General features: G+C 64.4%; 11 protein-coding genes. 1 reads left to right on the top strand and 10 read right to left on the bottom strand.

What is annotated here, in order from left to right; translation table 11 throughout:
* Positions 1–5: 5 nt before the first annotated feature.
* The 6 genes from ACFVSU_RS01970 to ACFVSU_RS01945 form a co-directional block, all read right to left on the bottom strand.
* Positions 6–275: a hypothetical protein gene (locus tag ACFVSU_RS01970; RefSeq protein ID WP_387137292.1), complete on the bottom strand. Its 270-nt coding sequence runs from the start codon at positions 273–275 to the stop codon at positions 6–8.
* Between the two features lie 95 nt (positions 276–370).
* Entirely contained in the window at positions 371–763 is a 393-nt protein-coding gene (locus tag ACFVSU_RS01965) for a sulfate permease (protein ID WP_387137289.1), read from the bottom strand.
* A gap of 105 nt (positions 764–868) precedes the next feature.
* Positions 869–4,345: a MobF family relaxase gene (gene mobF, locus ACFVSU_RS01960; RefSeq protein ID WP_387138681.1), complete on the bottom strand. Its 3,477-nt coding sequence runs from the start codon at positions 4,343–4,345 to the stop codon at positions 869–871.
* A gap of 436 nt (positions 4,346–4,781) precedes the next feature.
* On the bottom strand, positions 4,782–5,183 hold the full coding sequence (locus tag ACFVSU_RS01955; RefSeq protein WP_387137286.1) for a hypothetical protein: 402 nt from the start codon (positions 5,181–5,183) through the stop codon (positions 4,782–4,784).
* Between the two features lie 84 nt (positions 5,184–5,267).
* Complete coding sequence (locus tag ACFVSU_RS01950; protein WP_387137283.1) at positions 5,268–6,437, bottom strand: hypothetical protein; 1,170 nt, start codon at positions 6,435–6,437, stop codon at positions 5,268–5,270.
* Positions 6,438–6,446: 9 nt separating this feature from the next.
* Positions 6,447–6,806 carry a hypothetical protein gene (locus ACFVSU_RS01945; RefSeq protein ID WP_387137281.1) on the bottom strand — a complete coding sequence of 120 codons (360 nt, stop codon included), beginning with the start codon at positions 6,804–6,806 and terminating at the stop codon, positions 6,447–6,449.
* 483 nt (positions 6,807–7,289) lie between these two features.
* On the opposite strand from ACFVSU_RS01945, the gene ACFVSU_RS01940 reads away from it, so the two are divergent.
* Complete coding sequence (locus tag ACFVSU_RS01940) at positions 7,290–8,327, top strand: HNH endonuclease (protein WP_387137278.1); 1,038 nt, start codon at positions 7,290–7,292, stop codon at positions 8,325–8,327.
* A gap of 282 nt (positions 8,328–8,609) precedes the next feature.
* Here the strand turns inward: ACFVSU_RS01940 and ACFVSU_RS01935 are convergent, their stop codons facing one another.
* From ACFVSU_RS01935 to ACFVSU_RS01920, 4 genes are all read right to left on the bottom strand, one after another.
* Complete coding sequence (locus tag ACFVSU_RS01935) at positions 8,610–9,731, bottom strand: alpha/beta hydrolase family protein (RefSeq protein WP_387137275.1); 1,122 nt, start codon at positions 9,729–9,731, stop codon at positions 8,610–8,612.
* The gene (locus ACFVSU_RS01930; RefSeq protein WP_387137272.1) at positions 9,728–10,684 is read right to left on the bottom strand and encodes a hypothetical protein; all 957 of its coding nucleotides are present in this window, start codon (positions 10,682–10,684) and stop codon (positions 9,728–9,730) included. The genes ACFVSU_RS01935 and ACFVSU_RS01930 overlap by 4 nt, the downstream gene beginning before the upstream one ends.
* On the bottom strand, positions 10,684–11,199 hold the full coding sequence (locus ACFVSU_RS01925; protein ID WP_387137269.1) for a hypothetical protein: 516 nt from the start codon (positions 11,197–11,199) through the stop codon (positions 10,684–10,686). Before ACFVSU_RS01925 ends, ACFVSU_RS01930 begins: the two co-directional genes overlap by 1 nt.
* Before the next feature lie 91 nt (positions 11,200–11,290).
* Entirely contained in the window at positions 11,291–11,965 is a 675-nt protein-coding gene (locus ACFVSU_RS01920; protein ID WP_387137266.1) for a helix-turn-helix domain-containing protein, read from the bottom strand.
* Between the last annotated feature and the right edge of the window lie 242 nt (positions 11,966–12,207).

Raw genomic sequence — 12,207 nt, 5'->3', positions numbered from 1 at the left:
TGTGCCTACTCCGCGGAAGGCCCCGGCGCGAGTCCGATGACAAGTTCGATGAGCTCCGCGCGATGAGCCGACGGGTTCGCGATGACACGCCCGACGACGGCGCGCAGCTCATTGAGGTCGTCGGCATCCAACCCGCTCACCGGCTCCAAGCAGTACGTCAGATCCTTCTCGATGTTGTAGTCGGCATCGTCGACAGCGATCTCGGGGTAGTAGAACAGCGAGGCCAGCGCCGTCCGCTGAAGAAGCTCGTCGAACTGCTCTTGGGGCAGACTCATGAAAGACCTCCGAGATTCGATTGCCCGACCATGCTCCTGGCTAGATTGGCCTGAATAGCAGGTGAGCGCATCCAACCTGTCGGGTGCCGCAGAGGTCAGTGAAGAACCCGGGCCGGCGAACGCGTCATGCGCTCTTGAAGCGCGACCGTGTCGCTGATCGCTGGAACCCGAGCCAGCCGTCGCACGCGCGCCTCGCCGACCCGCACCCGTACCAGCCACAGAAGGCTCACCGGACCGACAACCAGGAATTTGATCGCGTTCCAGAGCAGGAGAAGCACAAGGAGGTTTAGCCATCCGGGCCCGCTCCGCTCTATCCAGCCGACACAAATCACCGCCGCGAGGAGGTACGGGCCAGCGAGAAGCATGGCCGGCATCCCCCACTTCAGTCCCCGGCGCGTGAAAATCGCTCCGATGAGGATGTTGGTCGGCGCGTACCGACGCAGGAACGAGCGGAGACGGATGCTGAGCATCCCGATCATCGCGAACATGCTGCTGCCCTCCATGTGTTCGGCAACGAGAACCTGGGAGGACTGCCGCGAGGCGGCCAAGCCGTCGCGAGTGCGACGGTGCGTATGAGGTTGCCTGTTCACAGGTTAGAACTCCGCGCGGACATTCGGAAGACCGCTACCTGGCGAGCGCGCTCCGCTGCGGGACACTCCCCCCGTTTGAGGGCTCTCGTCGCTCTCAGTCCGCGCGAGTCGGACGGCGGTGTCGAGGGCTGCGCGTGCATATGCGTGGTCGCGCTCTTGCGCAGTGGTGCCCTCGGTTCTGCCCAGCGCACTGCTTCCTGTGACTCCGTAGCGATCGCGATAGGCGGCGACGATTCGCGCCTGTCGTCTCCACGCCGCACGGGCGGACCCGGTCGGCTCGGTGCCAAGCTCCTTGATCCAGCTGTCGCTGGCATTCAGGGCGTTGTCCACGAGCGCGTGGGCGCGGTGCTCGATCAGCGTCCGCCGCTCATCGAGGGCACGGCGCATCTCAGGAATCATGGGGCCGAGCGCCTCGGGGATTAATCCGGCAACCAGGCGTGGCGCCGTCCTTCCGATGTGTTGCCCGGGCTGGCGCGCCATGGCCTTCTCGATCCTCGATTGCAGGACGGCTGCGACATCATCCGCATCGCCGAGCGTCCTCGCGTTGACTACTGCACGGAACAAGAGTTCGACGTCACGGTGGTCGGCTTCGGCGCGCCTCAGCGCAGCTGTAAGCGAGCCGAACGCGTCGGACCCGACGACGCTCGCCACCTCGGCCGTCGAAAGTCGGGAGCTTTCCATTAGCGCCACCCAGCGGTCGTGTTGCGCGGCGCTGGCGATCGTCTCGTACTCGGCAGCGAGCTGGGCGATGGATGCCCAGCGGTCCTGCTCGGCTGTCATCGTCTCGTGGGCCGAGAGCTCGGCGCCGACGTGCTGGAGGACACCGCGGAGAACGGACGCAGCTGTAGCGTCGTGAGGCTCGCCGGGGTGGGGCCCGGAGTGCGAGACCTCGGGCCGGTCGACGGCGACGTACGCAGTGTTGGCCTGGCGGCCGCGCGTCATCGCGACGTAGAAGCTCTCGCGCGTCATCCCCGTCTGCACCAGCACGTGGGCCGTGTCCATGGTGACGCCCTGGGCTCGGTGGGCGGTGATCGCATATGCGAGGTCGACATGCTCAGCGACGTAGGCCGCCGGCAAGGTCACTGTTGCACTGAACCGGCGATCGGCGCGGCGCACCAGCATTCGTCCGTCTTGGAGTACGTCGATGACGTTCCATCTCTCGCCGTTGCGCACCCAGCTGCGGCCAGTCCGCAGGTTGCGGGCGTTGCGGCGGGTCAAGATGATGTCGCCCGCCGCCGCCGCAGCACCCGCATGCAGCGCCACCTCTGTACTTCCAGAGATCTCGCCGTCGAGGATGCGTTCGGCGCGGGCACGGAAGTTCAGCGCGGTGACGGCTTCGTTGGAATCGGCGACGAGGATGCTCGCGCGCCCCGCACCCACGTCCGTGCGCCACGCTAGGTAGGCAGCGTCGATCATCGCATCGGACTCCCCCTCCACCACTCGGTGGTGATGGGCGTACTCATCGATGACGTCTGGGTCGCCGCCGCGGAGTTGCACGGATGCCTTCTTCTCCCAGTCGTGAACGAAGCGGTGCACGTCGACGAGCTCCGGCACATCGTCTCGCTCGTTAGCGAGCAGCCCGAACGCACCGCCTGCGTCAACGGCCTGCAATTGTGCGTGGTCGCCGACGAGCAACACCTTTGCGCCAGCGTGTGCGGCGAGGCTCGAGATGCGATCGAGCGAGACCGTTCCGGCAAGCGAGGCCTCGTCGACGATCACGAGCTGTCCCGCGCGGAATCTCTCCCCCAGCGTCAGGTGATTCATCCACCACTTCGCCGTGTTCTCGGTCGGAATGCCGAGGTCTTCAGCGAGAACCTTGGCCGCGCTGGCGGACGACGCGAGACCGACGACCGAGCCGCGACCGTACGCTCGCTCCCATGCGTCGCGCAGCGCGCGCATGGCCGAGGTCTTTCCCGTGCCCGCCGCCCCGACGAGCAAGTCGACACTGCGCCCCGATGTGGCGATCTTCTCAAGCGCCGCCATCTGATCCGGTGATAGTGATCTGCGAACACGCTCGCTTAGCGCCGGCGTCGGCAGGCGCGGCGCGGTTGTATTGCGCGAGCGCTCGATCAGTCGGCACTCCGCTTCGAGCAGGACGTTCGCGGTGAAGACGGCGCTTCGCCGGGCGCGGAAGACCGACGACCCGTCCGGGCGCTGGAATTCGAGGGGGCTCTCCGCAAGTTCGGGCGGTGTCAATCGCAGCGAGGCCAGTTCGGCCGCGTCGGCGACGAGTTCCACCGCCGCCTCACGATCGGATGCCGATACGAAGCGAAGCGGAATCGTCTGTCGGGCTGCCTCCGCGATGAGATTCCATCGGCGCCAGGTGGCGCGCTTCTCGGCGACGGCGGCGACCACGGCTCCCCCGAGATTGGCGATCATCGTCGGCGAGAGGTCGGTCGCGCGGATCGGCGCGATTCGATTCTGCCGTTGCGCCGTGAGCGCGCGAGCCCAGCTCGTCGCATCTTGGTCGAGCACCTCGGTTGCGCGTTTCCGCCATCCGCTCGTGAGATCCGCGAGCGAGTGGAGTTGCTTCTCTGGCCGCGTTGCGAGCGTCGCTTGCGCCCGCAGCTTCATGATCGTGGCGGCGCTGGGTCGGTGACCGTGCGCCGTGAGGAACGCGTCGATGAGCTTGTCGGTTTCATCGTCGATCGCGTGCGAGCGCGAGGAGAAGTGAGTGAGGAGTTCATCGGGAACGCCGGTGATCGCCCACGCAGTATTGCGGTCACGACCTCGGTCACGGGCTTCCCAGCCCAGGCCGAGTGCGTGCGTGAGCTCGTCGGTGAAGATTGCTTCGTGTAACTCCGACAGCGCGACGACTGCCGCGTGGAGTGGGCGACCGTCGAGCGAGCGCCATTTGTCGTCGAGCTCTGTCTGCACCTTGTTGCTCACGACGACGTGCGTGTGAAGGTGTGGGTCGCCGGCGCGGCTGTCGAAGTGATCGAACGCCGTTGCGATGATTCCTCTTACGCTCACCTGCGCGACAGCGCCGTCGCCGGCCGTTGCACCAGTCCGGGTCGCTGCAACCTCACGCTCCAGGTATGCAACGACGTGTGCAACAGCGCGGTGGTGCGCATCGACGATGAGCGCCTGCGTGCGCGCATCGGCAACACCCCAGAGCACACTCGCCGACTTCGGGACCGAGAACGTGAAGTCGTACCCTGCGACCGCGCGCTGACGGGCAGGGTTGCCGTCCGCATTGGTGCCCAGGTTGTAGTGCGGGTAGGCGCGGCCGAGCGGCTCGCCGGTGAGCGGATGACGGCCCATTCCGATCAGGAGTTGAAGCTGCGCCTCCGTAACCGAGTCACCAAGTTGGATGGCGCTGCTCAACGACGCGACTCCAGCGCCCATCCAGCGGCCCGGCGGTGTTCCCGCTTCGGTGTAGTACCGCGTCAGAGGGGTGGACAGCGAACGGGCACTGTCGCCGGCGGCCACGGTGCGCAGCAGGTACTTGTAGCCATCGCCGGCGCTCATGACCCGCATCGACACCGTCACGGCGGCACCTCCGTCTCTCACGGAGGAGGTGCGCATCCTCGATCTGCAAGAGGCGTGGCAGCTCATGAGGGGCTTGCGACTGCGGTGATAGCGTCCTGATCACTGGTGGGGGTCCACGCGATCGTCAAGGTGCAGCGAAGGAAGGCGCTCGCTCGTCGGACGCCTGGCGCGAATCAAGACCGTCGAGGTACCGACGCCCAGCCCGCGGCACAGTGCGCCCTGTCCGCCAACTATCAGGAGGACCTAGACCTTGGACTTGTGATCGTCAGCGCGCCGGAACGTTGTGAGGCTGGAGTGCGCTCAGGAGATCGCATGCCACGTCGACCTCCACCGGCCCGGAGGATGTCGGCAAGCCCCGACAACCTGCTCTGTGAGGCGGCGGCGCTGCATATGCCAACGAGACGCTTCCCTACCTCTGCTCGTCTCAGGTTTGGGCCGCGGGATCTTGTAGCTGGTGAAGGGCACGGTGAGCGGCGTGCGCGAGATTCTCCCAGCTCTCGGCTATGTACGCCAGCGTCGCAACCGAGTAGGGATGACTAGTGAGGGCGTCGCCGCCTCGGTGCAAGTGCCAGGCCACGATCTGATCTTCCGTGACTTGATAAGTGCCGTGGATTAGGTGATTTCGGTCAGGAAGCATGCGTTCGTAGCCGTCAAGTACTTCTCTGACTGCGGGGTGCTCGATCTCCCGGGCTGCAGTAATCAACGGCTTGCCGCTCTGTCCCGCGGGCCCCGACGGAAGCATCCGCCCGATCAAGAACTCGACGCGTCCGGCGTTGAAGACGATGCGCCCGATGCTGTGGGTGAATTGCTCCGGAATCGAGTCCACGTGCTCAGAGTAAGGAACGGGCCTGCTAACCGACACTTCGACTCGCGCGGGCGCACAGCTCTTGTGAGATGGCGACGTAGACGTTCAGCGGCGGAATATTGTGGTGCTCCAATGCCGAGGCCCGTACCGGACGCCAAAACGTTCGGCCGCGCGGTCAAGCACGGAGTTCGGGACACCAATCGCCTTTGCTATCGTGAGCGAAACAAGCACCCGGGTGGCATCTCGCACGGCCCGGGACTCCTCGTCGGTGACGAAACGATCTCCGGCAAGACTGTCGGGGGCGCCTTCATGAGCTATGTCGTTGCGCGCCCAGACGAGATGGTCTTGCCATTCGCGGGGGTCAACCTTCGCCGCGGCTATGACCCCGGAGCCTAGGTAGTCGACGATGGCCTGCAGGCCCTGCCGGAACGAGTTCGCGTGCGGAACGCTGAGCTGTGCTCGGGCGGTTCGTTGTGCGATCGCTGCTAGAGCGATGACGGTGCTCTCGACGTAGCCTGGCTGGTACAGAATACCGGCGAGAATCTGCGGTACCGGACGGAGTTCGGCACGAGCACGCCACCAGCGATCAATGACCGTTGGTGAGTACTCGGCGCCGAGTCGCAGCAGGAACTCGATCGGCTTCCTCATCGGCTTGTTGAACGGCGGGAAGCGGTTGCGTCCGTGGATGACGACCACGCTGCCAGCCGTGCCAGTCGCCTCGAGCCGCAGACGTTCGATCGGCGTGTCCTCAGCGACGCTGAGTAGGTCTTGCAAGGCGGCCAGATGGATCTCGAACTCCTCAAGCGCCGCCGGTGTGTTGCTCTGAATTGTCGCTGCACCTGCTGTGTCCGGATAGACCAACTTCATCGCCCGAGCGGACTCCAACGCTGGAAGTGACATCGGAGTGTCACGCGAACGTGCAGCCCCGTCTTCGAAACGATAGGCAGCGGCCAACCCTCCGTGCTCGAAATAGGCGCGAACCGCGGTATACCTCGGCTGGAGTTCGTCCGAGCCGACTCGCAGCTCGGAAATGAGAAGTCCTGCACCAGATGAGGAGACCCAGACGCTGCCGACCAGCGCGACCGGCTTATCGCCAGCTCGTCCTTGCAAGCTGCGCGCGGGTGAGCGACCAGTACTAAAGGAGAATCGATAGCCGGTGTCGAGTAGCACGCGATCGCCGTCGGCGACGAGCTGGCCGGTTCCGCTGCCAGCATCCATCCCGACCACTTCGAACTCAAGCTCAATCGGAAGATCGAGCCCTCTAGCAAAGAGCATCGAGAAAACTCAGACGGGCCACTCCTTGTGCAGCTCGGGGCCGATGCCGAGCGAGTCTAGATCAGCCACTACTTCGCTCCATACGTCGTTAAAGATTTGGTCAGCATTGCCTGTCCATTGGTTGGGGATGGGGGTGGGCGATTCGACCGCGTACGAAACTACGTATCCCGGGGCGGACGAGTCGTCCCATCGGAGCGAGACGTTGAGTGTGGCGTTCTCGAGCTCAACGTCGTCGTCACCGTCGCCGAATCTGTTGGCAATGTATTCATAGTCGTATGTGAACGCGTAGGAGTCTTCCTGTTTCATGGAACGCAGGTACGCGTCTTCGTCCTCGAACGCCTCGCCGGTGGAACGGTTCTGAAATGACATTGGAATCGGTCTTCCCTCGTTCATAACGCACTTGCGGCGGCCCGCGGGCCACCACTGCAACCACTACATCCTCACCACCGTATTGCAGGTGTTGAACCCCCGTGATGGTCGTGTACGACTATCTGGCCAAGTGTGGTCTGTTGAAGCTTCGCCGATCGCGAGGGAGGCGATCGTCGATAGTTCGGAGCGTATCAATCTGCGTCGCCTTCCCACCGGGATGGCGGTGCCCCACTGCGGATTTCGATTCCAACCGTTCGCGGGGTGGATGGCGGGCAGGATCAGCTAGCCCTCGTCCAGACGGGGCTGCATCGCACAGTCGCCGGCGAACATTCACACGGTCGATCGCCTGCGCGCTCACGAGCGTGCCAAGATCGCTTTGTTGAGCGGCCGCCTGCGCGCGTCGTGTCCTGAGGGATGCGAAGGTCCTCGCCGGGACACGCCGCGGTCCACAACACCCGACTCCTGTGGCCTAATCTTTCGTGAGTGGGCAAGGAAGCGTTGATTCGGTACGGCTCGGACTCGAACGCGAATGCGCTTCTTCGATCGGCCCTTGCTCAAGTCTCCGGACTGAGGTGCTATTCGTGCACGGAGCCGAAGCCTTTTCCGGACTTGCAGATCGACCACCTCGTGCCCAGGTCCACCTTGAGCACAAATTCGGTGGCTCACGCTGAAGCGTCCCGGCTGCCCGTTGGCGTCCATGTTGACGACCCGGAGAACCTTGCGGTGATCTGCGGACGTTGCAACCGACTCAAGTCCGATAAGGACTTCCGCAATTCGCTCGCCTTTGAGATGCACCAAAAGGAGGCCGCTCAGCGAGCCGATCAGGTACGGAAGATCGTCGCGACGGTGCGGGACGGCCATAAACTTGCAAGCCAACTGGTGTCGGCCGCGCAAGCGGACCTCGCCGACGGCGAGGCGCGCGCGCTATTCATCGAGTTCGCCCCCGCCGTTGTCCAGCGGCTCGCCGGACTAGACGAAGCTAGCGTGGACTTCGTCACGGTCGAGACCGCGCTGCGTGCCGAACGCGGCCTGCCTCTCGATGTGCGGCTGGTGCTTGACAACCGACTGCGATTCGTTCGGGGGCTTGCCTCGACGCTATGGTCCGTCGATCTCTTCGACATTGTCCGCGAAGCCGCCGAGTACGTGGTTTCGGCGCTCACTGACCGTGCTGGTCTAGCGATCGACGATCACGGCGAGCAACCCGTCTCCGCACGGCTCGATGTGAGCCCACCCGACGTTATGGATCTTGAGCTGACGTTCTCCAGCGCCGAGGTTCAACGCCACGACGGGAAGATGAACTTTGTCCTCAAGGGCGAGGCCGACGGTTGGTTGACAGCCCACGTCGTGGGCTACGATCCCAGAGCTCTTTCCGGGTATCGCGACTCTCTAACCGACGTATGGGTGTTCGGCCAATTTGAGTTGTGGTTCGCTCATCCTCTCGATCAGCCGTTGGAGCCACATGGGTTGAACTTCGGCGCGAACCTGGACGCCGTGGCGTGTGATGTGGATTGGAGTAGCTGAACCTGCCTGCACCGATAGATCTCTTCGCGGACCGCGGGGCAGAAGGGGTCCTGCCGCGCGGGCCCGGCGCTGTGGCTAGCACGGCCGGAAGGCCGTCATGTTGCCGCGCGCCGTTTGAGCCACCCGATGACTTGCCCGACGGCGGCGGGACCATAACGGGCACGCCCGCCTGGGGAAATGTTCGGATCGGCATCCGGGGCGACGTCACCCGTGCGAAGGGACACCTCCTGGTCAGCACCGGAACCGCGGATCCGGGCACCTGGCCTGGCCCGGAGATCACCGCTACGCATCAGGGCTGGACGGCGCGAGCCATGTCGTCAGTGCGGACTGGAAAAGCTCGGGATCGACGTTGGCTTCCCATCCGTGCGGGGCGCTCTTGGTCTCCACCAGGGTCACCGTCGGATGTGCAGCCGCGAACTCCTTGGTGAGTTCGAATGGGATTTCCTGATCCCCTCGCGAATGCAGCACGAGGGTCGGGATCCGCAGATCGAAGCCATGGCTCCAGTCGAGCCGATCGAAGTCCAGAGGCCCCGACATCCCGATCAAGCGGCTGGCAACCGGCGAACCGAGCGCCCAGGTCACGACCGAAGCGATGAAGCCCGGCATGCCGGCACGATGGACGCCGCGGCGGACGATGCGCCTCCAGTTGGTCGCCGGAGCCACGAGGGCGAGTCGCTCGAACGCCTTGGGCTCGCGGCGCAGCAGCTCGAGAGCGATGCCAGCGCCCATCGACCAGGCCACCACGAAGACCTCGGGCGCGCCATGTGCCCGGGCATATGCAATTGCGTCGGCCAAGTCGCTCCACTCGCGTTGCCCCAGAGAAGAGACAGGGACTGTCGGTCCGTCGCCGGCGCCACGGTAGGTGATTACGAGCGATGTCAACCCCGCACGTTTTGCCGCCTGGACGGAGCGAAGAGTGACCAGGCGAGACGTGCGGATTCCCTGCACGTGGACGACCCACGGCGCGTCTTTGCTGTCCGAACGAAAGAGCCACGCGGGAGCGGTGTTGCCACCCCTCAGGGGGACCATGACATCTTCCCAACTGGCGTCGATCTCTGACGGACTGTGCATGACATGTCCCGTTAGCTGAGCCTGGAAGGGGTCCGTTGGGACGTCGGCGCTCGACCTGACAAGAGTGCGGACCACTCGCTGGTTGTCAGTGCGCTCGATGGCACCGACCAAGGCGTGGTGCTGGAAACCGTCACCGAACCAAAGACCGTACTCACCGGGCGCGCTTGAAAGGGCGTCCTGGGGCAGCTCAATCCCGTCTTTCACCCGCCGCGCCACGACTACCCTGCGCCGCGGGGACACCCCGACGATTCGAAGTGCGAGTTTGCGCACCAGCCACGCGATCGGAAAGAGCAGGAGGGCAAGCACCCCGAGGGCAAGCGCGGCGAGAGTCATGCGATGACGACCTTCGGGTCGGCGCTCGACATTCTTGCCACGGCGGGCGCCCGCATCTGCCTATCCAACATCTCTGCCGTTGCCCGCAGCAGCACCTGCTCGCTCTTCGACAGGGGCTCACTGTTGGCGATGTCCGTCAGTCGCACAGCAAGTCTGTATGCCTCATGTACCGGGTCCTCATCGGGAAACGCAGTTAGAGCCATGCCCCGACCTACGTTTGCGCGCTTGAGCAGCCGCCCGAGTGCCGAGTGGATCGGCCTGCGACTCACCCGCGCGATCGCGAACGTGATTATTCCTGCACAGACCAACAGAACGCCGCCGTAGAACGGGATCGTGAACAGATTGCCGACGAACTCCACGGGGGCAGTTCGACCCGTGCCGGCGAGTCGGACCGTCAGGTAGACGATCTCGATGCAGCTCGCGATAAGGATCGACCACGCGCCGATGCGAATGAGCACGTATGGACGAGGAGCCCTGCCGTGGATGCCGCGCAGCATCCGGGCCATGATGACGACGACCCATCCCATGTAGATCGACGCGTACGCCCAAAGGCCCCACTCACCCGCCTTCTCCTTCACGAAGTCGTCCGAGGTGGGGCCAGGATCCGCAATCAGCAGGAAGGGGATCGTGAAGGAGAGGAACATCGCCGGCAGCTCCCACAGGCTTCGGGGGTCGAATCGCGTGCCATCGAGTGTGCGAGAGGCCTGCATCACGAACCAAAAGGCCGTGGTCGCGAGGAGGTTTTGGATGAGGTTGGCGATGTTCGAGCCGCCCAGTAGGCCGTCGACAACGGGGAGCGGAACGACAACTCCGACCATGAAGATTGCCCCGAGCCCGGTGATCGTGGCGAACCATGTCAGGCGGCTCGACGGCTCGCGGACCGCTGCCGGGAGCCGCAACAGAGTCAGTGCCAGTAACGCAAGGAACGCGATCGTCTCGAGTCGAAACTGCATCAGCCGAACACCACCTCGTCACGATGATGACGAGGGCGAAGCACAAGACGGGAGAGCATCTGCGACAGCTTCTCGGCCTCGGCCTCCATCACGAGCTCGGTGTCGCTGAAGTCGAGGTCGGCTTCGAAGTCGGGCGTAACGATGCCGCGTGCCAGGACTGTCTGGCCGGCGCGAACGTGCTCCTGGCCCGGATGCTTTACGGGGAGCGTCGCACACCCCGTGTGACCGAAAGCCACGTGGGAGAGCTCATGCAGCACAGTGTGGAACTGATACCAGCGAGGATCCGACTTGCGGACGAGGATCTTCGCCGAATCTGCTGTCAGAAGCACAAGACCGGTGATGTTCTCCCAGTCGCGATCGCCGACTGGCTCTACCTCGATCCGCTTGCCCGTCGCGCGCGCAACTTGGCGCACGATGTCCGGGAGCTCCAGGTCCGAGGGAAGCTTGAGGCGTTCAAGTTGAGCCTCGGCGCGACTGCGGAGCTCGCGCTGGTTTCGAGACACGGTGTGCATCATGCGGTCCGTCCTTCGACCGCAACGCCCGCGATGCGATCGTCCGACTTTGCTCTAGGGTACGCGTCCGCGCAGTCGAGCGGGAGAGACTATCTCATTGCGCAGAGATGGATCTGAGCGTTTGAGCGATCGCGCGGAGCGCTGCCGGAGACACCTCACCCACAGCCCGCGCCGACACCGAGTCCGCCCCCGAAGTCTTCAACGCGTCGCGGAACTCCAGGTTGGCTTCGGCGATCTCGGCGGCGTCGGCGTCGTCCAGGCTCAGAAGGTACGCTGCGGGGAGGCCGGCATACTCAGCCACTCCCTCAAGCAGTCGGCTCCGGACCGATGAGTCTGCCGTCCCAGCCAGGAGTGCCGACCATTCCTCTGACTCCAGCGATACCCCCCGCTCGGAAAGCTTGGCGATGAGCGCGCCGACGTCGAAGGCTGAGCCATCCACGCGCGGCGATTTCACGATGGCCGTGAGACGCCGACCGAGTTCCGATGGCCGGGTCTCAATCCTGGGTTCGATTTCGTCTGCCACGCTGAGGGACGCTGCGATTCTCGAGATCTCGTGTGGATGCGTCCCCAGCGCCAGAGCGAGGTTCTCCAGGTCATTGGCATCGAATGGCGCGCTGCCTCGCATTCGCGCGTAGTAATAGCTAGTCGACATACCAGCGCCCTCGATGAGCTGCTGATTCGTCATTCCCGCGGCATCGCGCAGTGTCGACACGGCGCGCACCAGGTCCATCGACCAGGCACCGGCCTCACCGAGCGCTCGCCTACCCACGATGACAGGTTAGCCCTGCGCAACCCAAGATTCGTGCTTGCCTATTTGCGCACGGTGTGCCTTACTATATCTAACTGAGCAACGAGGGGGCGAACTAGCGAGATAGCGGTTCCGGACTATCGACTGGTCGACGGAACGAGTCGACCCCCGGCGCGCACAAGCGCTGCGCGCTGTACTTGCACTTCCGCGTTCGATGACCCCGCTGAGCGGTGCGGTCTCGGGGTAAGTGCCTCATCTGCTCC

Source organism: Microbacterium sp. NPDC058062 (assembly GCF_042885375.1).
In the GTDB taxonomy this organism is placed as follows: Bacteria; Actinomycetota; Actinomycetes; order Actinomycetales; family Microbacteriaceae; genus Microbacterium; species Microbacterium trichothecenolyticum_C.
Note: the sequence above shows the minus strand (reverse complement) of the source record. Positions and strands in the feature narration are given on the sequence as shown.

Coding starts and splice junctions, on each gene's coding strand:
- ACFVSU_RS01970 (WP_387137292.1), bottom strand. CDS start 275: ATGAGTCTGCCCCAAGAGCAGTTCGACGAGCTTCTTCAGCGGACGGCG.
- ACFVSU_RS01965 (WP_387137289.1), bottom strand. CDS start 763: ATGTTCGCGATGATCGGGATGCTCAGCATCCGTCTCCGCTCGTTCCTG.
- mobF (WP_387138681.1), bottom strand. CDS start 4,345: ATGCGGGTCATGAGCGCCGGCGATGGCTACAAGTACCTGCTGCGCACC.
- ACFVSU_RS01950 (WP_387137283.1), bottom strand. CDS start 6,437: ATGCTCTTTGCTAGAGGGCTCGATCTTCCGATTGAGCTTGAGTTCGAA.
- ACFVSU_RS01945 (WP_387137281.1), bottom strand. CDS start 6,806: ATGTCATTTCAGAACCGTTCCACCGGCGAGGCGTTCGAGGACGAAGAC.
- ACFVSU_RS01935 (WP_387137275.1), bottom strand. CDS start 9,731: ATGACTCTCGCCGCGCTTGCCCTCGGGGTGCTTGCCCTCCTGCTCTTT.
- ACFVSU_RS01930 (WP_387137272.1), bottom strand. CDS start 10,684: ATGCAGTTTCGACTCGAGACGATCGCGTTCCTTGCGTTACTGGCACTG.
- ACFVSU_RS01925 (WP_387137269.1), bottom strand. CDS start 11,199: ATGATGCACACCGTGTCTCGAAACCAGCGCGAGCTCCGCAGTCGCGCC.